At 57.2% G+C, this 21,968-nt stretch carries 21 protein-coding genes and 1 tRNA gene; 4 read left to right on the top strand and 18 right to left on the bottom strand.

Annotation, left to right across the window (positions count from 1 at the left end; genetic code table 11):
- Positions 1-5: 5 nt before the first annotated feature.
- Positions 6-587, bottom strand: coding sequence for a TetR/AcrR family transcriptional regulator (locus AABB29_RS08460; protein ID WP_341367348.1), 582 nt, complete (start codon positions 585-587; stop codon positions 6-8).
- 297 nt (positions 588-884) lie between these two features.
- Here AABB29_RS08460 and AABB29_RS08455 point away from each other — a divergent pair, with 297 nt between their 5' ends.
- Positions 885-1,568 carry a LysE family translocator gene (locus tag AABB29_RS08455; RefSeq protein WP_341367349.1) on the top strand — a complete coding sequence of 228 codons (684 nt, stop codon included), beginning with the start codon at positions 885-887 and terminating at the stop codon, positions 1,566-1,568.
- Between the two features lie 340 nt (positions 1,569-1,908).
- Here AABB29_RS08455 and ykgO read toward each other — a convergent pair whose 3' ends face one another.
- Positions 1,909-2,034: a type B 50S ribosomal protein L36 gene (gene ykgO / locus AABB29_RS08450; protein WP_010141322.1), complete on the bottom strand. Its 126-nt coding sequence runs from the start codon at positions 2,032-2,034 to the stop codon at positions 1,909-1,911.
- Between the two features lie 76 nt (positions 2,035-2,110).
- Positions 2,111-2,185: transfer RNA gene (locus tag AABB29_RS08445), tRNA-Val, on the bottom strand.
- A gap of 153 nt (positions 2,186-2,338) precedes the next feature.
- Between AABB29_RS08445 and AABB29_RS08440 the strand changes: the two genes are divergently transcribed.
- A complete protein-coding gene (locus AABB29_RS08440) occupies positions 2,339-3,202 on the top strand; it encodes an N-formylglutamate amidohydrolase (RefSeq protein WP_341367350.1) in 864 nt (287 codons plus the stop codon).
- A 24-nt stretch (positions 3,203-3,226) separates the two neighbouring features.
- Here the strand turns inward: AABB29_RS08440 and AABB29_RS08435 are convergent, their stop codons facing one another.
- The 3 genes from AABB29_RS08435 to AABB29_RS08425 form a co-directional block, all read right to left on the bottom strand.
- Positions 3,227-4,201 (bottom strand): DUF4440 domain-containing protein, encoded by a 975-nt coding sequence (locus tag AABB29_RS08435; RefSeq protein WP_341367351.1) that lies wholly within the window; start codon positions 4,199-4,201, stop codon positions 3,227-3,229.
- Complete coding sequence (locus AABB29_RS08430; RefSeq protein WP_341367352.1) at positions 4,198-4,416, bottom strand: hypothetical protein; 219 nt, start codon at positions 4,414-4,416, stop codon at positions 4,198-4,200. Before AABB29_RS08430 ends, AABB29_RS08435 begins: the two co-directional genes overlap by 4 nt.
- Before the next feature lie 119 nt (positions 4,417-4,535).
- A complete protein-coding gene (locus AABB29_RS08425; RefSeq protein WP_341367353.1) occupies positions 4,536-4,817 on the bottom strand; it encodes a DUF1330 domain-containing protein in 282 nt (93 codons plus the stop codon).
- Between the two features lie 98 nt (positions 4,818-4,915).
- On the opposite strand from AABB29_RS08425, the gene AABB29_RS08420 reads away from it, so the two are divergent.
- Positions 4,916-5,788, top strand: a complete 873-nt coding sequence (locus AABB29_RS08420; RefSeq protein ID WP_373636876.1) for a LysR family transcriptional regulator — start codon at positions 4,916-4,918, stop codon at positions 5,786-5,788.
- On the opposite strand, the gene AABB29_RS08415 is transcribed toward AABB29_RS08420, so the two are convergent.
- The 10 genes from AABB29_RS08415 to AABB29_RS08370 form a co-directional block, all read right to left on the bottom strand.
- Positions 5,785-6,819 (bottom strand): hypothetical protein, encoded by a 1,035-nt coding sequence (locus tag AABB29_RS08415; protein ID WP_373636875.1) that lies wholly within the window; start codon positions 6,817-6,819, stop codon positions 5,785-5,787. The genes AABB29_RS08420 and AABB29_RS08415 overlap by 4 nt on opposite strands.
- A 171-nt stretch (positions 6,820-6,990) precedes the next feature.
- Positions 6,991-8,508, bottom strand: coding sequence for an ABC-F family ATP-binding cassette domain-containing protein (locus AABB29_RS08410; RefSeq protein ID WP_341367356.1), 1,518 nt, complete (start codon positions 8,506-8,508; stop codon positions 6,991-6,993).
- 276 nt (positions 8,509-8,784) lie between these two features.
- Entirely contained in the window at positions 8,785-9,528 is a 744-nt protein-coding gene (locus tag AABB29_RS08405) for a SagB/ThcOx family dehydrogenase (protein WP_341367357.1), read from the bottom strand.
- Positions 9,529-9,531: 3 nt separating this feature from the next.
- Positions 9,532-10,836, bottom strand: coding sequence for a YcaO-like family protein (locus AABB29_RS08400; protein WP_341367358.1), 1,305 nt, complete (start codon positions 10,834-10,836; stop codon positions 9,532-9,534).
- On the bottom strand, positions 10,833-11,888 hold the full coding sequence (locus AABB29_RS08395; protein WP_341367359.1) for a TOMM precursor leader peptide-binding protein: 1,056 nt from the start codon (positions 11,886-11,888) through the stop codon (positions 10,833-10,835). Before AABB29_RS08395 ends, AABB29_RS08400 begins: the two co-directional genes overlap by 4 nt.
- 298 nt (positions 11,889-12,186) lie before the next feature.
- Positions 12,187-12,411, bottom strand: a complete 225-nt coding sequence (locus AABB29_RS08390) for a hypothetical protein (RefSeq protein ID WP_341367360.1) — start codon at positions 12,409-12,411, stop codon at positions 12,187-12,189.
- A 142-nt stretch (positions 12,412-12,553) separates the two neighbouring features.
- The gene (locus AABB29_RS08385) at positions 12,554-14,020 is read right to left on the bottom strand and encodes an ABC transporter permease subunit (RefSeq protein WP_341367361.1); all 1,467 of its coding nucleotides are present in this window, start codon (positions 14,018-14,020) and stop codon (positions 12,554-12,556) included.
- 42 nt (positions 14,021-14,062) lie between these two features.
- Positions 14,063-15,112, bottom strand: coding sequence for a glycine betaine/L-proline ABC transporter ATP-binding protein (locus tag AABB29_RS08380; RefSeq protein WP_341367362.1), 1,050 nt, complete (start codon positions 15,110-15,112; stop codon positions 14,063-14,065).
- A 101-nt stretch (positions 15,113-15,213) separates the two neighbouring features.
- Positions 15,214-16,179 (bottom strand): glycine betaine ABC transporter substrate-binding protein, encoded by a 966-nt coding sequence (locus AABB29_RS08375; protein ID WP_341367363.1) that lies wholly within the window; start codon positions 16,177-16,179, stop codon positions 15,214-15,216.
- A gap of 27 nt (positions 16,180-16,206) precedes the next feature.
- The gene (locus tag AABB29_RS08370) at positions 16,207-18,516 is read right to left on the bottom strand and encodes a DUF1989 domain-containing protein (protein ID WP_373636874.1); all 2,310 of its coding nucleotides are present in this window, start codon (positions 18,514-18,516) and stop codon (positions 16,207-16,209) included.
- A 113-nt stretch (positions 18,517-18,629) separates the two neighbouring features.
- Between AABB29_RS08370 and AABB29_RS08365 the strand changes: the two genes are divergently transcribed.
- Positions 18,630-19,640 (top strand): LacI family DNA-binding transcriptional regulator, encoded by a 1,011-nt coding sequence (locus tag AABB29_RS08365; protein WP_341367366.1) that lies wholly within the window; start codon positions 18,630-18,632, stop codon positions 19,638-19,640.
- Here the strand turns inward: AABB29_RS08365 and AABB29_RS08360 are convergent.
- Both AABB29_RS08360 and AABB29_RS08355 read right to left on the bottom strand, forming a co-directional pair.
- Positions 19,612-20,451, bottom strand: a complete 840-nt coding sequence (locus AABB29_RS08360; RefSeq protein WP_341367367.1) for a methyltransferase, TIGR04325 family — start codon at positions 20,449-20,451, stop codon at positions 19,612-19,614. The genes AABB29_RS08365 and AABB29_RS08360 overlap by 29 nt on opposite strands.
- On the bottom strand, positions 20,448-21,953 hold the full coding sequence (locus tag AABB29_RS08355) for an oligosaccharide flippase family protein (protein WP_341367368.1): 1,506 nt from the start codon (positions 21,951-21,953) through the stop codon (positions 20,448-20,450). The genes AABB29_RS08360 and AABB29_RS08355 overlap by 4 nt, the downstream gene beginning before the upstream one ends.
- Positions 21,954-21,968 lie beyond the last annotated feature (15 nt).

Genomic DNA, 21,968 nt, shown 5'->3' with positions numbered 1-21,968 from the left:
GTTGTCTAGTCTTTCATTGAAGATTGATCAGGAAGCTGGTCGAGCCACACCTCCAGCGCGGAGACTTCCGCCCTGAGGAATGCCTCGTCCTTGAGAGCGGAGGCCAACACTGCGATGCCTTGCGATCGCCCTAGAACATGCAACGCCAGAGACTCGGCACCGTCTTCGTACCCGAGTGCCCTGAACTGAAACGCGAGCCAGTCGCGAAACAGGCCGAAAATTTCCGTGGCACGGGTCCCTGCGATATGATCCAGCTTGGCCAATTCGGTCGTTAGCGTCCCGACCGGGCACCCGAACGCCATGATTTTGGTCCGATTGACGATGAGGATGCGGATAAACGACAGTATTCGTTCTTTTGGGGCCGCATCCGTTTCCCAAGCTTCGAGCATTGTCCGCGTTGCCGCCAGGCGGCGGCTCACAACCGCGTTCAGAATATCGTCCTTGGACTTGAAGTGGTGGTAGAAGTTACCGCGAGAGATGCCAACTGCATTGGCTATGTCCGCAAAGGATGTTGCCTCGAAGCCTGCCTCGTAAAAGAGAGTATCAGCCTTTTCTTCGATACGTTCGCGAGTAGCTGATCGTGACATAGAAATCCCTAAAGAATTGCTTCAGGTAGATTAGGACAAATGTCCTAATTTGTCAAACATGGACTCCGAAAGCAACCGTTCGTGCGCCGCGCAGCATCGGTAGTGATGGGCTTAAACCGGGCTCGCGGTGGCGCAGCTCGCTCAAATGCTGTTCGGATGGCAGCTATGCGGACAAAACCGACCCTCATTGTCGCTGCATGAATGTCTGCTTCATTTCGAAATACGCTTGATTTACAAAAAACTTCACGCAGTCTACCGTCCGACCAAGCTAGGTAAAATTGACGATAGGAAAACGCTATGGACTGGAGCTTGGTGGCTGTGATGGTCGGAATACATGCGCTTATGTTTCTAACACCCGGGCCTGACAGTATCGTTGTTGTGTCACGGGCAACCTCTCAAGGGATGCGGCACGCATTCGCATGTATTCTTGGTGTTATTTCGGCCGGTCTGTTCTTCGTCCCTGCCATTGCGTTCGGAATGGAATTTGTGAACTCCTTGTCGCCTGCAATCTGGATGGCCGTCCGCGCCGGTGGGGCCCTGTACCTGATATATATCGGATACAAGATACTGCGCACTTCATTTGCGTCACGCAGCGTTCGCGATCAGTCCAGTCACATGTCTGGGCTACGGTCGGAAGAGCCGTTGATTGCAGCCTTCATCCAAGGGCTTCTAACAAATTTGGGGAACCCGAAGATGGTAGTATTGCTGACGTCATTTCTGCCGCAATTCGTAGCAGTAGAGCTCGGAAACGTCAGCGCCCAAATCCTTACGCTCGGCTTCTTTATGTATCTGAATGGTTTGATCTGTTTCAGCATCATCGCCCTGACTGCAATAACTATAAAAAAGCAAATCGTTAGCCGGTTCGGATCAAGAAACCTGTCTTTTTGGGGTGGAAACCTAACAGGCAGCACCATGCTCGGCGTTGGGTTTTGGATGCTTATTGCTCCGATCAAGTTCGTTATGGGGCCTCGCTTAAGTTGAGACGGCACTCTCGCGCATCGAGTTAGCAAAGCGGCCATTTGAGCGCAATGCAGCATTGGCTACTTCAGGCTCAACATCGTCTTTCGCTGCATTGTTCGCCAATGGCAGCTTTGAGGCCATTCATTCCTTGTCTTCGAAAGTCCGGTCTGGAAACCGTCGATCGTTTCGGCGTTCGTATTTCGCCAATAAGCCTCGATCCCTTGACGACCGACTTCGTCGTAAATGGTAATCCCAAACCGCGTTTGGCCCCTGATGTAGGGTCCCCAAACTGGACATTCTGAAACGCAAAAGGGCCGCATCCCAGATGCGGCCCTTTTTTGTATCCTTGCTTTCGCTTGGCTTAGCCCTGACGGGCTTTGAACCGGCGTTGCGTCTTGTTGATCACATAGACGCGGCCCTTGCGGCGCACGACGCGGCAATCGCGATGACGCTGCTTGAGCGAGCGGAGGGAGTTCCGTACCTTCATAAGGTCGTTCCTTCGTGTCGCGGCGCGCGGATTGCGCCTTGGGTTACGGTTTCGGACCAAAGGCCCAGTGAATTCATGGTGGACGATACTGGGATTGAACCAGTGACCCCTTCGATGTCAACGAAGTGCTCTACCGCTGAGCTAATCGTCCTGATCTGTCACAAATACGCCCGCCCTATAACGAAATAGGACGTGAGGCATACCCACGTCAGTCCGGCGGTCTATAAAAGGAGTCGAAGAGGGGATCAAGGGCTTTTGGTAATTTCCAAAACCGGGCTATCATAAAACCCAAAGGGAGGAATGTTTGCCCATCACGACCTATCAGCTTGACCGACCCCAGACGCGCAAAACATGCGTTGTCTTCGCCTCGCCCCATAGCGGGCGGGACTATCCTGATGCGTTCCTGAAGCAAAGCGTGCTGAACCAGCGCGAGGTACGCAGCTCTGAAGATGCATATGTCGACCGGCTTTTTGCGGATGCGCCCACTTATGGGGCGCCCTTTATCAAAGCCCGTGCGCCGCGTGCTTATCTTGATCTTAATCGGGGCGCGGATGAGCTTGATTCTGCCCTGATCGAAGGTGTCCGCCGGTCAGCCCATAATCCGCGCATCGCCAGCGGGCTGGGCGTTATTCCACGTGTGGTCGCCAATGGCCGGCAGATTTATCGCGGCAAGATCAGCCTGACCGAGGCGCATGGCCGGATCGCCCAATTCTGGCGTCCCTATCATGATCAGCTGCAAACGCTGCTTGATGAAAGCTTTAACACCTTTGGGCAGGCCATCTTAATCGATTGCCATTCCATGCCGCATGAGGCGCTCAACAGCGTCGGCCCGCCCGGCAGCCCACGCCCGGATATTGTTCTGGGTGATCGGTTCGGGGCTGCGGCCTCGGGTGATATCGTCGAACAGGTCGAAGCCGCCTTTGCCAGTGCTGGCTTACGCGTGGCGCGGAACATGCCCTTTGCCGGAGCGTATATCACCCAGCATTACGGACGCCCATCGCGCGGGCAACACGCCATTCAGGTCGAAATCGACCGGCAGCTTTACATGGATGAGCGCAGCCTTGAACCGAACGAGAATTTCGGCGCATTCAAGGCGCTGTTGAACGATGTGATGGCCGCCCTTGTCGATATTGGCGGGCAAAGTGATAAACGGGTGGCGGCCGAATAATCGGCCCGCCCGGGGGCCGGTTCCCTACATACCGTGACGATCCACGCTCAGTAATATGCGCACAAGCGCAGCCTGCGTGCGCACGCCGGTTTTATCATAGATCCGTTGCAAATGGGTCTTGGCCGTATTCGGGCTGATGCCCAGCGCATGCGCCGCCTGCGACAAATCACAGCCCGCAATCACCTGATGGGCCAGCTTTTCTTGGGTTTTGGAAAGCCCAAACACCTCGGTCGCGATGGAAAGCAGGTAATCAAGCCGGGTGGGGTCATCAAATGTGATCAGACATTTGCCATCGCGCAAAAGCGCCCAACAGATATGCGCCAGACCGGCATCATCCTGACCCAGCGCAATCGGGCGGTTGACGGTATCGGTGATAAGGCAAATCTTGTGGCGGTCCCGGATTTCCGCAATCCAGGCAATGGCGGCCATCAGATCGCTTTGCGCACGCGGGTCAATCGCGCAAAGCTGTTTGCCCCGCAGACCCAGCCGGGCGTGATCAGGAAGACGGTCGCGCGCTGCCGGGTTCATCCAGAGCACCCGCGCCGTCTCATCAACCTCGATCAAAGGGGCGGCAATATTGTCAATCTGCACTTGATTGCCCACGATACAGGCGATTTTCCAGGCCCCATCCACCTTATGCAGGATCTTCAGCTCATGATAGTGGCCGGCCATTTCGGTCAGAAAACCGGCAGGATCGCCCCTTTGTTCATAGCTGACCCAGGCCATATCCGTGCCCATAACGATATTCAGGTTTTCGCGGATGATGGCGACAGGGGGCGCCCAACCTTCCTCATCCGCCAGAATGCGGCGCATCTGCTGACGGATTTCCGCGCCTTCGGACACGGTCACCCCTGTGCCCGCATGGCCATGAATACGGCGGATCTCGGGGCCGTCATGCCAACAGGCCTCCCATGCGGCATAATCCCGGCGCAGGTAGGCGTCGGTCTCGGCCTCTAGCACGGCGATAATGGCGCTGCGGTCGTCCTCGAAATCCTTCATTGATGCCTTGCCCTGCGCTGCCTAAGCGGTGTTGAACGGAGGGCTTTGATAGAACCGACCCAGCGCCACACCCATTTGATGCCAGCAGGCAGTTTGCCCAGGATGCGGATGCACCATGGCCATTGGCCTGCCGTTTCATAATAGGCATCTTCCTGGCTGGGGTCGAACTTCAAATGCTGATCTTGCAGCGGTTTGACATAGATAAGCGATTGCATGGGCGCTCCTTCAGGATGATGGATGATCTTCCTGCAAGATACGCCGTTATGCGTGTTTGCATTGTCATACGAACGGATGACAGGGCTGGATTTTCATGCAGCCCTGCCCGATTGCGCGCCTATCCAAGCAGGATAATATCCGACGCACCCGCATCGCGGCGCAATGCATGCACGTCAGCCAGGGCCGGGTCATTGATCCAGCCCAGCGCCGCGTCGCGGTCAGGAAATGACAATAGAGCCGCCGCATCCGGGATAGGCGGCACACCGTCGATGGCGTGTAGATCAGCGCTTGCAGCTTCGATCTTACCACCATGCAGGGCAAGCGCAGCGGCGGCCTTTTCGCGATATGCGGCAAGCGCTTCGGGTTTGGTGATGGTCAGGCTGGCATAGGCATAAATCATGTGGGTCTCCTTCATTTTTGGGGTATCTGCACCATAGATTTTCACGCAGCATGCGAAAACGCGTGAATTTGCATCCCACATGTGCGAATACGCACGGCATGGAACCGCATTGGGATGATCTTCAGACGGTCTTATGCCTTGTGCGCTGCGGCTCGCTTGCGGGGGCGGCGGCCGAGCTTGGCGTCAATTACACCACCGTATCCCGCCGGATCACCCGGGCCGAGACCGCCCTGGGCGTTGCCCTGTTTGACCGGCTGACGGACGGCTATCGGCCAACCGAGGCCGGGCAAACCGTCGCCACCTTTGCCGCACGGATGGAATTGGACGCGCATGCGTTGATCCGGCAGTTGCACGGCTTGAATGACAGCCTGTCCGGGCCATTGACCATCACCGCACCGCAACTGCTGATCGCCCATGTTCTAGGGCCGGTCATTGATCAGTTTTGCACCGCCTATCCTGATGTCCGCCTGCATGTGCGCGCCACAAATGATCTGCTGGACCTTAATAGACGCCAGGCCGATCTGGCCATTCGGATCAGCCGCGATCCTGGGGATACATTGATGGGGCTGCGCCTGACAGCACAGCACTCAGCCAGTTTTGCCCATGCCGATTGGGCCGCGCAAATCGCAGAAGACCCGCAAAAGATGATCGATTGGCTTGTCTATGCGGCCTACAACAGCGTGCCCGGCCAGGTTGATCCGCAATATCCCCATCACCGTGTGCGCATGACATTTGACGACATGGTCGCAATCCAGGGCGCCGCGCAGGCCGGGCTGGGCGTAGCCCGCATGCCCATGTTCCTGGGCCGGGCCTGCGGTCTGACCCAGGTTCCTGTTTTACCGCCGCAACCCTATGCGGATATCTGGGTTGTCGGCCACCGCGATGTCTGGCCATCGGCCAAAGTAAAAGCCTTTCGGGACATCCTTATCCCCTATTTCCGCCAGACCAAAGACCGGTTTACGGCAGGCTAAATACAGTTCCGGCGCATGACTGCGATCCATTCGGCAGATGGCAGGGGAATGGTGAACTGCAATACAGGGCCATAGACCCGGGCAAGATTGGGGAAAAAAAACACCTCTTCACCCGCGCGGGCGACAACCTCTTCGGGCAACCGGAAAGATGCGGTCAGCCCCGTCGCTTCCTGGCGCAGAAACTCAACATGATCTTCTGTTAAGGGATATCGATCCTGCCCCATTATAAAGGCAGAGCTGTTCATTGGATCGTCCGAGAAAACAAGCGGCCTACCGCCCGGAAAGGACCGATTGCTGAAATCACCCTCCTCAACAATCAGGATATGCACCCTTGGATCATCTTCGCGGCAAAACAAGGTAAAGGGTTGCCCGTCGCCAACCCCGTAATATTGCCGCGTGGCCAAAACCAACCCTGCCTTGTAAGGCTCCAGGTACCATGGGTCGGTTTTCCAATCGACATTATCCAGCCCAAGCCCTTCATGATCGGCCGCATCAAACGCATAGCTTTGCCCCGCAGCAACACGCGACGCCGTGGTCAACACCTCGGCCGAGATGCCCATCTCAAGCGTGTATTCCAGCACGTCGGCCGAAATCCATGGCACGGCCCCTTCCCCGACAAGCGTCACGCTGATCCCAGGATCGATATCCCGCTCGACACCGCCCATGAAGGCCAGCACACAGGCATCTTCGCAAACAGTCTTGCGTTCCGGCTCTGCGCCGCTGGGTGTCCCCAGTTCGCGGCGGTCCGTGTCCCAGCCATTTTCGCGGATAAGCCGGCCCAGCGCCATTGCCGCCGCCGGATCGCCACCGGTTGAATCAAGCGCGATCGCCCAAGGGAAGTCATATTGCGCGGCGAAGGCCGCAAACCGGGCCGGTGTGTCTGCCGTAATTTCACCTTGGGCTTCTGCCCATTCGCAGCTCCAACAATTGCCGCCATTGCCCGTGATGTAAAACTGCATCTCGTCGGCTGCGCTGGCCGTTCCAAATACACCGCAAATCAATGCGGCCAACCCTACGTTAAATGTCCTCATTAAATGCCCTCATTTTCAAAATCAGCCCGCCCAAACGGGCGACCTGCAATACGCCATATGTACGCGTTCTGTACGCAATCTTTATCGGTCAATACGCCGCTATGTGCCAGATTAGCGGCCCGGCGCAAAAAAAGAAGTGGCCTGTTTTCCTGGACGCAAAAACCGGCCCAATCAGCCCGCCATCTCGGCACGCAGGAACGGCTCTGGGCTGTCCACCTCAACCAGGCGCTTGCGGTCGATCTGCCAGAACCGGTTGCCAACGTTGCGCAGAAAACTGCGGTCGTGGCTGACCAGAAGGCAGGTTGCCTCATGGTTGATCAGCTCATGCTCAAGCGCTTCTTGTCCTTCGATATCCAAATGGTTTGTGGGCTCATCGAGAAGGTAGAAATTGGGCTGTTGCAAACGCAAGATCAGCATCGCCAGCCGCGCCTTTTGCCCGCCCGAAAGCGTCCCGATCTTCGTGTCCTGCATCTGAATATTCACGCCCGCCCCAGCAAGCAAACCGCGCGCCCGTTGATCACCGATATCAAACTGACCGGCAACGGCTGTCATCGGGGTATCCGCGTCATCAAGCTGGCTGAGATGCTGATCGGAATAGCCCAGCGTCACTGTCGGAGCGCATTTGATCGCAGGCACCTCGCCCGCCGTCAACGCGCGGTGGATCATCTTGATCAACTGGGTTTTTCCGGTGCCGTTCGTTCCCAGCAGGACGATCCGGTCGCCCTTGGTGATCCATGTCTTACCGGTTTCATAAAGCGCCCGACTATCGGGCGTTTCCACCATCGCATTATCAAGCGTTATCAATGCCTTGGCATGGGTTCCCCGATTGGCCAGCTTGATGTCGCCAGCCCCCTGTTCGCGATGTGCCGGTTTTGCGGCTGCTTCAATCTTGGCGGCCCGTTCGGTTAATTGCTTGGTCTTGTTCACCAGCAGGTCAGAGCCCGAGTTGATCCCGATATTCTTGAGCTTTGCAGCCTGTTTGCGCAGCTGGTTCGCTTTGTTCAAATCATTGGCAAAACGGCGTTCATCAGCGGCGTCTGCCGCGTCCAAAGCATGGCGCGCCTTGGTGAATGGTAGAGCAAAGGCCCGTGATTGATCGGCCCGCAGGAACAAAGTCCGGTTGGTGACCGCATCCAGAAAAGCCCGGTCATGGCTGGTCATGATCACCGGCGTATCGCGGGGCAAAGCCCCCAACCATTCTTGCAACAATCCGATCCGGTGCAGATCAAGATGGTTTGTCGGCTCGTCCAACAAAAGGACGTCTGGTTGGGTGACCCAAGCCGCCGCCAAAAGGGCCGTGCGCTGCCATCCGCCGCTGAGCTCGGCCATGGGCCGATGTTGCAGATCATAGGGCACTTTCAGCTCATCCAGCACGACATCCACGCGCCAGCTTTCATAATCTTGCTGTTCCTGCGGCAATGCGCCAAGCACATGATCATAAAGGGTTTTACCGGCCGCACCCTGCGGAAGGTGTTGCTGTACATGGGCCAGTTGCAAACCACGTGCGCGCGTGATCTCGCCTGTTGTCGGATCAAAACTGCCCGCGATGCAGCCCAGCAAAGTTGACTTGCCGCGCCCATTCGCAGCCACCAGCCCAATCCGGTCGCCTTTGGAAATGGTCAGGTTCAGATCGGTGAAAAGCGGATCGCCAAGGGTCACCCCAAGCGCGTTGATATTGATAAGTGTCATAGAGATCTCAGGTCAGGAAAAGAAGCCGCGAAAGCGGCGGATAGGCAGACCGGGAAATGACCTGCCCTGCAAACGCATTTACAGGGCGGAACGGGGACCATGCTGAAGTCGGCGGATGATACGCATGTTCAGCTTGTGCCCTCCTGTTGTGATTGTGACCAATGACCGAAGCGTATGATTGCCATGCGGGACGGGTCAAGACCCATCTTACAGCCTATCCCATCCTGGGCGCTGTTTCGAACCGCGGGCCTTGGTCATAGACCGTCTTATTACCGTTTATTGGGCAGCGCCGACTGCGACAGAGTAGATCACCGCTTCTTTGACGCCATCCAGGCCAATCAGCGGGTTCACGAGGCTGTCTTGATAGCCACCCATGCATAAACTGCCCAGCCCTAGCTCTGCCGCGCGCAGACAGATGTTTTGCACCACATGGCCCGCCTCAAGCAGGATATATCGATAGCCGCGCGGCCCATATTTTGCCTGATTGCGATCAAAGACGGCCCCGATACAAAGAACCACGGGCGCGTCCTTGACGAAAGACCATGTATGAAAGGCGTGTCGGGCCTGAGGTTCCCAATCGGACACTGAAACGGTTTCCAGGGCATCGCCGATGGTGTCGTAGTGGTATATACTCTTCGCCAGCCCGTCTACGTTGCGCACCAACGCATAGAGTTCAAGCGGGTAAAGCCCGCCCGCTGATGGCACCGGGCGTCGCAGAAATTTCTGCCCGTTCTCCATCATATCAGGGCCGAGCGCCGCATAGGCGGACCGGAGCAGGCGGGCGAGGTCGGCCAGACTTAGCGGTGCATCGGAAAAACTCCGGTCAGAGTGTCGCGAGGCCGCCAATTCGTCCAAAGCGCCGCGATCTGTGTCTGGCAAAGCCACCCGGTCGGCATGCGGATAGGTTTTTGTCTTTTGCAGAAATGAGGCGCCAGAGCCGGGGTTTTCGTTGGTCCATGGCTCAGAATTGAGATGAAAGAAGCGTGAAAGCCCGGTGGTATCGTCAACGTTGCTGGTCATGGATCAGGCCAATGGATGTGGACATGGGTTAAGCTCTTGCGGGGTCAAAGGCCGAGGTCTTATGCCCCAATCTACCGGCGCGCGAAACAGCCGTGTGCCGCCAAGGCGTACATGCCCATAGCCGAAATCAATGGGCTGCAGCCCGGTCACAAAGACACGTACCACGCGGGGGCCAAGCGGGCGAATGTCAGCAGGTGTGATATCGGCGTAGGCGACACGGGCACCTGATTTGATAGCAGCCTCTGTGACAATCTTTAACGTTGCCGCAGACGTATCACCGCTGCGGTTAGCCAGGGCATGAATATCGCATGTTTTCTTTATCTGGGTCAGAAACCCGAACTCGCCCGCGTGTTCTGGCATGACGTGGAATAGTGCGTGATCATCCAGGGTTCGCACACCATCATATCGCGCCAAACGTGCAGGATAGGTTTGATCCTGCATCCGCGTTTTCATCCCAGAGCGCAGCTGGACCAGCTCAAACACAGCTTTATCAAGGGCAACAACCGGGTCGCAATCACAGCCCAAGCCGACAACACGGAAGATGCCGCCTTGGCTGGCATCCTCGGCAATCGCCATGATCACATATGGCGCTTGATCCGATTGCAGCAGCAATAGCCGCACAGTTACGCCGAACTTTTCATAATGCCGAATGATCGCCGCGGCGTTGCATCCACCGGCCGGCGTTTCGATCTGAGTGGCGGGCAGGCGGTTGAGCCAGGTGAGCATCAAGGCGTCCCGCTCGATCACCTCATAGCAGCCGCCAAGAACTGCCCCGGTCAAATCCGGCCCTGCTGCAAGCCCGTTGGATGAAACGGGCGTAAAGAAATCCTGGGCACGCTGCGGACCGGCCAGATAGACCATCGACGCAGGCAATGCGACCGGGGTTTCCTCCGGCAGTTCGATACCAGTGATCCAGGACACCTCAAGGCCGGGCTCCCATTTTTGGTAGGGCGCGCCCATGGCGTATTGCGGTGCTGAATAAAGCACACAGTCGTCCGGCGTGATCGTGGGCCCATGCATCGGGCCGCTACGAACGCGCTGATGATCCCATTGGAATGCGCCATAACGCTCGATGGCTTCGCCAAGCGCTGAAAGCTTGGCTTCTTCTTCGCTGCGACCTTTGCCGCTGGCAAACCGCATGGATAGGGGAAATTGCTGCGCGCCGAAATGCGCCAATGTTGCGTTCCAGATATGCGGCGGGCAGGGCTCATCCGGTCCGCGCGGCTGCTGCGTGACGGATGTTACTACACCGCAGCGGCGGCTGATCAACGCCTCGCTTAGCCGGTTAAGATCGTCAGAGGTGCTCATCCAGATGGGCCACAGACGGGGCAGTCTGGTTTACGCAAAACGATGTGCTTTTCGACCCTGAACCCTGGGATGGTGATGGTCAGAAAACGCCCATCAAGATTAGGGGTGCAGGTACCCGAGAGCAGCGTAATCACTTCTGCGGCCAGTATCCCGCCTGCAATATCAGCGGCCGGCGCCAGATTTTCGCGGCGCATCGAAAGATCGCGTTGCCACTGCTCATATTGACGCTCAAGCCCCATTTGCGAAGCGGGGTTTTCGGAGGTCGCGACTTCGCGCATCCGCCAGCACATCAGGCAAGGGCCCTTGGGATTGAAAAAGCCTGGGCCGACCACAAGTTCGGTGCCCTCAAGCGAAGCAGACACCCAAGGCGTGCCGGTTTGGCGGCACGCCGCATCCAGTTTGAACGAAAGGTTCAACTCGCCTGCATCCAGACAGCCGATCACCAGCGAAGCCCCATTGATCACGTCAGCCATTGCCGAAGCGTCATCCGGTCTTGTCGGAACGGCTTCGATCCGGGTGGTCGAAGTTGCCTGTGCCAAAGCACTTGCAAGCGCGCTGGCGCGGTTCTTACCAATGTCGCCCGCATTGAAAATGTGGGAAAAATAGAGGTCGGGCGCAGATACATCGACCGGATCAACAATCGTCAGCTGCCCGATGCCAGCGGCCACAAGGGCGCGCCCGGCCACGGCGCCGTGCAGCCCTGCGCCAAAAAGAACGATCCTAGCGGCAGACAGTTTGCCTTGCGCGGCGCTGCCGCCTGGCGTGTTCTCCGCCAGCCATCCACGCTGCGGCGCCATCCCGGGTGTGTTGCCTGCGGCCAATGCCTGTTCTCCATCCACCAGAAAACCCTGACTGCTGAGCATGCCCAAGGCGGCGATCACGTCATCTGCCCGGTAAATGTCGGAAACCTGATCGCAAATCTCTTCGACGGTATGGAGGCCCGTGAGCAGCGGGATCACGCGGTCTTCGAACGCTTCAAAGGCTTTGCCTTTCAGCGTGATGCTGCGCCTGCGCGATACGATCCTAAGACCCTCTTCGCCATTGGCGTCCACTGCTTCGCACCAATGTAAAAAACATTTGTGAAGCAAAGGATATCTGGGAGGCGGATTTTTCGTCTGATGCGCATTTTGGATCGGCAACTAGCGGGCGCCTTTTCGAAATTAGCGCAGCAAGACCTGTCGAATGGTTCGACACAAGCTAGCAGCGATTATTATTCATTTTGGCCTGCACAAAATGCGCAGGCCAAAAAGTCAGATAGCAAATCAAGGCCCCAATAAGACACATCATTTCGATAAGTTAACGGTCGAAAAGCTTCTTCGTCAGAGCAAAGATCAGAAAGTCGCTGACCGGTCAGGCGTTAGCAAAACAAGCTGATGGAGCTGCAGCAAAACAAGCCATCGGAGCAGCAGCGGCGAAACAGGCATCTGGCGCGGCAGCAGCAAAACAGGCGCCAGGGGCGGCCGCAGAGAAACAGGCGCTCGCCGCACTTTCGGTTGCCGAAACAGCGTTTCCAAATTGATCGTCAATTTCTGAGACACGCATTTCAAGGTCAAATTGGTTCGAATTCTTGGTCATTCTAAATCCTTAAGCTTGTGTTAACGTAATTGAAAGGTTCCACAGCCATACGAATGCGTCAAATGAAATTCGTTAATTTCTTGCATTTCGCTGCACTGATTCAGAATGGGGCGGTCAACCCCATGCCAGATTACGCCCCTGCCTATTTTCCCGCCACGATCCGGTCCAGGATCAAGGCACAAAACAAGATTGCAAGCCCTGCCAAAATCCCCTGGCCTGCGGCCGCGAATTGAAGTGCTTCAAGCACATCCTCGCCCAGACCCTTGGCACCGATTAGCGATGCAACAACGACCATTGCCAGCGACAGCAGGATGGTCTGGTTGACACCTGCCATGATCGTTTTGGCTGCGAGCGGTAGATCCACGCGCCAAAGCAGGTAGCGCGGCGTCGCGCCGAACGCCAATGCTGCCTCGCGGACAGTTTCGGGGACTTGTTGCAGGCCCAAAACCGTAAAGCGGATCACCGGCGGGCTGCCGAAGATCATTGTCGCCACAACCCCGGCAGGCTTGCCTGAGCCGATGAAAGCCACGACCGGGATCAGATAGACGAAAGACGGCATTGATTGCATGAAATCGAGAATTGGCCGCACAACGCCAAAGACTTTTGGTCTGCGCGCGCAAAAGATGCCCAGCGGGATACCCAAGGTGATCGAGATCATGGCCGCAGCCCCGAGCAGTGCCACGGTGGTCATCGCCTTTTCCCAAAAGTCCAAAAGCCCCAGATAGGCCAGCGCAGCCCCGGTAAAGATCGCAACGCGCGGCCCAGCCGAAAGATAGGACAGCATGATTATGACAAGAGCAACGACCGGCCATGGTGTTTGCACCAAGACAACTTCGATCGCATCCAACAAACCGCGCATACCGATCGTGAGTGTATCAAAGAACCCCCTGCCGCTGGTCTTGGTCCAGTCAAACGCAGCCTGCACGCCGTCACCCACATCCAAACGCCACGCCTTGTTCGTCGGAAATGCGTTCAACAATGCAACGGCATCGGGCCGGGCAAATTTGATCACAGATAGCCCGACCACGACGGCCGAGATCCCTGCCCCGATCAGAAAACGTCTGTTTGACCAGCCCGATGCCGCGCTAGGGTCTGAACGCCAGCGCATGAACTGTCCTTCGAGCGTCCAATTGGCCAAGACCGCGACCATCCCTTTGATGACAGCAAGCAACGCCAAGCCAACCACAATATAAAGCCACCCACCTGCTGCCGCAGCCTCGCTTGCTGCAAGTGCATCCTGGTAGGCTGTCTCAAGCGACGCCGCCGCCCGTTTCAACGCATCAAGGGAACTGGCGCCGGTGCGCTCGGCGGCTTCGATTTGCTGTTCGCGGGTTGCAAGCGTCTCGGCGATGCTTTCTGCCCTAAGCCGCAGATCGCGCCCCAGATCGCCAAAGAGCCCCCGACCAATCTGGATATAGGCCGCTGTTTCAAGCAGCAGCACCCCAAGAAACCAGGACCAAAGCCCCCGCGCACCGAACCAGATCGGCCCTAAAAGGGCAGCGGCCCAATTTGTGGTCAACCGGTATCCCGGCGCTTCCATCATGCGTGCGAAAGTCCCACGGTAATAGGGTTGGTTAGTTTGCACGAACTGGTCGATAAGGTCATTCATGCGGTCATTTCTATCTGGCATTTGGGCTGGCATATCGTTCCCCTAGGCTTGACTGTCTTGAATGGCGCGGATCAGGCCGGCCCGGTTGATGACACCAACGGTTTTACCGTTATCGGTCACTGCAACGATTCCGTGCCCATCAACGCACAGCCCCATCAGATCGCTCAGGTCCATGCCCGGATGCGCCTGCGGCGCATCGTCAGGCACGTCACCATGATTGGCCTGAAACTCATCAACCGGTTTCATGACAGAGTGAGCGAAAATCATATTCAGCTTGGAGATACCGGCAACAAAATCAGAGACATATTCATCGATCGGGTTCAGGATGATCTCTTCGGGTGTCCCGACTTGCACGATACGGCCATCCTTCATAATGGCGATGCGATGGCCAATTCGGATCGCTTCGTCCAGGTCATGAGTGATGAACATCGTCGTCTTGTTCAGCGATTTACTGAGTTCCATGAACTGATCCTGCAACTGCTTGCGGATCAGCGGATCGAGCGCGGAAAACGGTTCGTCCATCAACAGAATTTCAGGATCAGACGCCACTGCCCGCGCCAGCCCGACCCGTTGTTGCATGCCCCCTGACAGCTCATGCGCATATTTGTCTTCCCAGCCGGTCAGTTCGACCAGCTCAAGCACCCGATCTGCTTCTTCCCAACGTTTCCCTTTGCCGACACCCCGAATTTCAAGTGGCATCGCCACATTGTCCCGCACCGTTCGGTGCGGCATCAGCCCAAAGTTCTGAAACACCATCGACACACGCCGGTTGCGCAAGTCGCGTAGCTTTTCAGGGTTCAGTTCCATGACATCGTCACCGCCGATCAGAATTTTGCCGGTCGTCGGTTCCAGCAAGCGGTTGACATGGCGCACCAGGGTCGATTTGCCGGATCCTGACAGACCCATCACGCAAAACAGTTCACCTTTTGCGATCTGAAAACTGGCGTCAGCGACCCCAACAACACAACCATATTTCTCTAGCACCTCGGCTTTTCCAAGCCCATCGCGATGAATTGCGTCCAGCGCCTCATCCGCGCGGTCACCAAAAATTTTCCACACGCCTTGCGCGTCGATAAAAGCGTTGTCTGACATGTTGCTCCTACGTGATCCGGGGCGCCACGCCCCAAAAATCGCCCGACGGCGGTGACCGCCGGGCAGTTACAGGGAGAATTATTGCGAGCGATGCCGCGCGATCAGTTCAGGCCCAGCCAGCCGTCAACCACATCGCCATTCGCATCGATCCAGGCCGTAACCACATCTTCGATTTCATTGCCCTGAACGACGACTTCAAATGTCAGCTTTGACAATTCATCCGAGCTCATATCGATGGCCGACAGGAATGATGCAGCAGCCGGATTACGTTCCTCCAACGATATCGAATGCGCAACATGCACCGTTTTCACCTCATCACCCGTCATGATCGAGGAGTTTTCAAACCAATTGGCATCCTCATCAGGGGTTTTGATCGTATAGGATGCTGCGTCATATTCCGGCTCTTCAAGAATTGTCACCGGATAGAGCGCGTGAACGTAATGTGGTTTGTAGCAGTAAAAGACCACCCCTTCCTCGGCTGCGATGGCATCTTTCAGACGTGCGTAGAAAACGGCTTCGTCCTCGGTGGTTGGTTCGAGGAAGGTTTCGATCCCATAGTCCCGCACTTTGACGAGGTGAATATTGGTTGAGGCCCAACCCGATGCGCCAACCCAAATCTCTCCGGTTCCGTCACCATCACTGTCAAACAGCGCCTGCCCTTCGGGCGTGGCCAGATCGAAGACAGAATTGATGTTGTGGTTTTCGACCATGTAGTTCGGCACGCAAAAGCCCGCGCGTCCTTCATAAGACCCGTCAGACAAAGCCACGGTGCCAGCCTCGTCCACAAATTTGTCCGTAAAGGACGATTGGTTGGGCAGCCACACATCTGGATGCACGTCAATGTCACCGCGCCCACCGTCCATGGCTTCAAAGATGACCGCGTTCGCGCCAGGTGCATAGCCAACCTCGCCGCCAAGCCGTCCTTCGATCACCTGGCCAATCAGGTTCGCCATGATCTTTGCGCCCGGCCAGCTTGGCTCGCCGATCATGACCCTTTCTTGTGCAGCGCCAGCGCCTGCAGACAGCGCAAGGGCGCCACAGAGGATCGTATTTGTCAGTAATTTCATAGTTAACACTCCACTATTGGTTGGATATCATGCCCGCGCTCTTTCGCGGCGCGGGTCGAGGAAGGGGATGTCGCAGACAACCCCTGAAAGGCGTTTCATATGGCCGTCCATCTGGCCGATTTTGAGTTCTGTTCCATTCTCGGCCACCTCGGCCGCAAGGCGCACAATCGCAATGGCCCGTTCCAAACTGGGCGAGCGGGTGGCCGATGTCACAACGCCCACGGGCCGCTCATCAAGATAGATATGCGCCCCATGCGCAGGGACATCGTCGCAATCCAGCAACATGCCTTTGAGAATGCGGCGCGGCGCGGCACTGTTGCGCTCCAAGGCCGTCTTGCCGATGAAATCGTCCTTTTTCAGATCGACCGCAAAGCCAAGCCCCGCCTCAAAGGCATCGATGCCGGGGGCAAATTCGGCATTGGCCGCTGCAAGCCCCGCCTCGATCCTGATGATCTCTAATGCGTGGGTGCCCATCGGGGCGATCCCGAACGCCGCCCCTGCATCCATGATCGCATCCCAAAGCATGGGCGCATCGGCCTTGTCGCAGAACAATTCGTAACCTAATTCGCCGGTATAGCCGGACCGGGACAGCATGAAGGGTATCCCTTCCCGGTCATGCAGCCGCGCGACTGTCACACCGAACCACTTGACCGCATCCAGTGCTGGAACATGCGGTTGCGTGAAAACGATCTGGCGCAGAAGATCGCGGGACTTTGGCCCTTGCAGGGCCAGATTGGGCAGCGCCCCCTGCATGTCATGGATGCGCACATCCATCCCTTCGGCAAGAGCGATCAGATGCCGCGCGGATTCTTCAGACCCGCAACACCAGCGGAATGTACACGGCCCCAGACGGAACAAGGTGCCGTCATCAATCACGGCGCCTCTTTCATCGCAGAGCAAACTATATGTGCCCCGCCATTGTGCCAGTTTGGCAATGTTGCGCGTCATCGCTTGTTGCAACAGCCGTTCGGCGTCAGGCCCGATCACATCGTATTTCCGCAGCGGGCTCATGTCCTGCAAGGTAACTTTTTCCCGGCATGCCCAATATTCACCGGTTGTTCCGATGCTGGGATAAGCTGCAGGCACCCAGAGATCCCGGGCGGCAACGAATTGCTCGGTCAGCTGGCTGGTGCGCGTATGAAAAGCAGAGTTTTCACTCAGTGACATGGCGGCGTCTTCCTTTTGCCGATGCGCGATTGCACGCTGAATTGACGTGTCCGGCTCATAGATGCGGATATGGATATCGGTGGGGTTCCAGCCGTTGATCGGATCGACATCATCGGGGCAGGCGGTACTGACACAGACCAGATCGTCCATGGCGCGCATGGCCACATAATCACCAGGTCGCGACCAGGATTCTTCCACCTGAATACGATTGTCGCTGCGGTCGATCCATGAATTGAAAAAGAGATTGATTGCAGGCCAGGCCGACCGCCGTTTCACACCGAACGGGTCCATCTGCCCCGAGATATTGTCCGAACAGTTTACATGGCCGGGAAAACCCCGCTCTTCGTACCCGCGTGCGGTACAGGCCAATGCGAAGGTATCGTGCCGCCCGACAGTGTCTTGCACGACGTTCAGTAGCGGACGCATCTCAGCATCGTAGAATTTGTCGAACAGCCCGGGCCCCGGATATGCCCCACCGACCATGGACCGGGTTACGGTGCTATCGATGCGTTGTTCGATCCCCCGATCAAGGCCCCGGGATCGAAAGGCCATGAAGTCTGAGCATTGCTGTCCGTCCACATCGATAATCTGGACATATTCGCCCTTGTTCAGCCGATAGGCCTGCGCCGTGGCCCGCGAGATCGTGAATTCATCCCGTATCTTGCCCAACGGGCGCGGCAGCAACAGGTTGCTAAGGGCGGCCCGTTTGATGTGGACTTCGCAGGCCCCGGCCGAATTGCCGCTGACATGATCATCGGGACTGCTTGGGTTAATGAACCAAAGCGTTCCAGCTTGCGTCGCCCGCAGCACGAACAATGCCTCGGCATCCCTGATTTCAGTCGCCTTGACCCTTTCGGCCTCCCCGCCATTTGCAGCACACCAGCCCTGAAACGCGCCGCTTGCAAAATCAGCAAGCCGCACCGTCGCATCTGCAATCATGTTCAGGCTTGGCAAAAGGCAGGTGCCATCCTGTGTCATGCCGGTGATCTGCAAAGCCGCCGTCTGGTCTGCGCCAACCACGCTGATAACATCGCCGTCATCGACATCGACCCGCACGGCCTGACGTGGATCAACCCGCCAGACCAGCGCAGGATGCGGTGCCTGCATCCCCGAAAACTGCCGCCCCCGGGTCTGCGACACGCCGTTTCGAAATGAGGCTAGGAGATTCATGGATGGCGACCTGGCGGCTATGTAGACGTTTACATTTCGCTTTCAGGTGAATGTAAACGTCTACACGAGTCAAGCCTCTTTCAATCATATTCGTTAGCTGGCATGGAATACTGATGTCCCAAAGATCAGAATTTAGGCGTAAAGGCCGCGCAACGATAATTGATGTGGGCCGCGTTGCGGGGGTATCTGACGCCACAGTGTCACGCGCACTGAACACCCCCGAAAAAGTTTCAAAGGCAACCCGCCAACGCGTCGAGCACGCGATCGCAGAAACCGGATACGTACCAAACCCATTGGCCAAGGCCATGGTATCGGGCCGGACATTTACCGTTGGGGCGTTGGTGCCCACCCTTGATCACGCAATTTTTTCCAGGTTTCTGAACGCTCTGGAAACGGAATTGTCGCATCAGTCCTACAACCTGGTTGTGGCCGTCACCGATGGGGACAATGCTGTTGAGGTCAAGAAAGCGGAAAAGCTGTTGTCGATGGGCGTCGAAGGCTTAATCGTCACAGGTTTGTCGCATAACGCCGAGCTGCTTGCCCGCGCCCAGCGCGCTCAGGTACCACTGGTTGCGACCTCTTATTTTGAACCGACTGCAGCGCTCCCGACGATTGGCTATGACAATGAACGCGCAGCGGTGCTGGCCTGTGATCATTTGGTTGCTCTTGGCCATCGGAACATTGCCGTGATCCACGGCCCGGTTGCCACCAATGACCGTACCCGCTCGCGGGTTGATGCATTGCGGGCCATGCCGCCGGATATCAAGTTGCAATTCATCGAAACCAGTCTGGATTACCGTGGTGGCGGGAACGCCGTCACATCCTGGGATCCTGCAGTGACAGCCATTTTGTGTCTATCTGACGTTCTCGCGATGGGTGCGTTGTTCAAGCTTCAGGCGATGGGCAAACAGGTTCCTGCGGATGTGTCTTTGATGGGGTTTGACGATATGGATGTGTCGGCATTTTTGACCCCGCCCCTCACCACATTGCATCTGCCGATCGCACAAATGGGCCGCGATGCGGCGCAGGCTGTTTGTAGATATCTGGAAGAAGGCACGCCAATTCAGTCAGTCGAACTGACAGCCCGCGTTGCCGTCAGAGGGTCGACGGCACCCTTGGCTTAGTTGGGCCGCAATCCGGCGCCCCATGTGCGCCCCGCAACTTCAGCACATATCCCCGGCTTTCACTGCGCCCATACCACGGGTGCGTTGGGATTACATGGCCAAGTTCAGGGATCGTCCAACGATCAATCACATCATATCCCATCGCGCCCATCTCTGCCTCCCATAACTGCCGGTCGCGGATGTGGTAGGGCACGCGGTTCTGACCGATCCTTTCGGAGGTGAACATCGCGCGCCCTTCCCGCGTTGCGACCTTGTTGAGCAGGATGTATTTTGGTGCTTCTTTCAATCCGCCAACGAAATCGGCAAAGGGCTTATCCAGATATTGCAGCAGCCCTGAACAAATCAGCAGATCACAAGCCTCAAGCCCCTCTTGCTGGGATGCGAACGTAATCTGGGCGGGGATATCCCCGGCGCTCTGCCGCGCTTGCGCGGCCTCAATGATGCCGGGCAAGTCAAAGACGGTCCATCGGGTCCCTGTCAGATCCAGCAGATCGCTGAAAGCGATGTATTTTGTGCCCATATGCCCGCCAGCATCCAACACCGCAGGATGATCAGGCAGTAGGCGGTTTAACCAAAAGAGCAGCGGGTAATCCCAGACAGCCCTTTTGCACATCAGATCGAATGAGATATCCGCGATCCCTTGATCATCATACCCTTTGGTCGGGCAAGCCGCGCTGGCCGCATCGCGGCTCTGCCATACCCCGGTAAAGCGCGCACCCCTTCGGTGATTGATGAAAATACGCGCTAATAGGGCGCGCGGCATGGCTGCACCAAGGCCGCCCAACTGCCGGACCTGACGCCGCCAGCTCATCGCGCCACCGATGCAGGCCGCAGGATTGCTGTGAAATCAGACCAAAACGCCCGGTCGAACGCCGCGATAGCGGCCACATAGACAATCCCCCCGCAGAGCCCGAACAGGACGGCTTCGGTCAAATCGGCAAGCCCCAATGCCGTAGCTGCCCAATCGAGCAACATGATCGTTCCAGTCCCGCAGATCAGTGGCAATATCGGCCCGCGCAGCTGCTTGCAAACCTCTGCCCAGCGAATACCGGCATTACGCGCAAAAAGGATAATGGTCGCCCCAAGGACAATGCCAGAGATGGCGACCTGCGACCATGCCACCGCCTGCACTCCGAAATAGGCAGCAATCCAGGTCAGCAATACCGAAAGACCCAAAATACCCGCCATAAAGGCCGGTAGTTTTGACGCGGCCCCCACAATTGACATCAACGGTTCGGTCATGATCCCGGCGAAAAGCAGCAACCGGCCCACCGCCAGTATGGTGACCAGCGACGCCGCTGGACGCCATTGATCGCCAAGCAATCCGCCAAGAATTTCATCATTCATCACGGCCAGCCAAATCAGCAAAGGCGCCCCGAAGACAATCAGCGCTTTGAGATGCCGTGCCACCTGCGCGTTCAGCCGGTCCGTCTGCCCTGAAGGATCGCCCTGATCGCGTGCGCGGCGCAATTGAGTCCAAGCCAAAAGCTGTCCGGGCACGACGATCAGCTCGGCGATTGCGCCAACCAGCCTTTCGGCGGCCCGGTAATACCCCACAGCTGCGGCGCCCAGCGCCCCGCCGATGATCAGTGTCACAAGGTTTAACCTGGCGTGGACCATCAGCCGGCTGAGGAAGATTTTGCTGGAAAAAGCCCAGAGGTCGCGCAAAAGCCCAGCTGAGATATCGCGCCGTGGTGCCCGGCGTGTCGCGCAAAAGCTAAGTGCGAGTGTCACCGACTGGCTGCAAAGCCGCCCATAGGCCAGCGCGAACACCCCGGCCCCGTTCAGCAATGTGACTAAGGCAACAGCCGCACCTAAAAGCTCGCCCGCGATACCGCAAAGCGCCGCGGCCTTGAGCCGTCCCATCCAAACCAAAATGCCCTTTTGCGCAGAGGATGCATTGGCCAACGCCACCCAAACCGCAAAGAGCAGCATCAACAGAACAATATTATCCGAGACCCCGAACTGACCCGCACCCAACGCCCCAAGCCCCCCAACCACTGCGAAGCCGCCACCGCTGAGGATCGCCAGAAACAGCACCTGCAATGGCACAGCGACATCGTCGCCTTTATGGGACATGATGAAAGGGGCCCAGCCGAGCTCGGCCACGACAAGCAGCAAAATGGCGCAGGCTGATACAAGCGCGAAGATGCCGAATTCGGCCGGACCCAGCGTGCGGGCTGCGACAACAAACACCGCAAACTGGGCCAGTTGCGACACGACCCGTTCGCCGACATTAAGCGCCGCATCCCCCGCCAGCTTACGCCCACCTGTTGTTTTCTCGGCTGTGCTTTGCATCTTGGTCTTTCGCATCCTGCTAAGCGGCCC

This window comes from Yoonia sp. BS5-3, assembly GCF_038069655.2.
Lineage (GTDB): Bacteria > Pseudomonadota > Alphaproteobacteria > Rhodobacterales > Rhodobacteraceae > Yoonia > Yoonia phaeophyticola.
The sequence above is the reverse complement of the archived record's forward strand: the minus strand, read 5'-3'. Positions and strand labels throughout refer to the sequence as shown.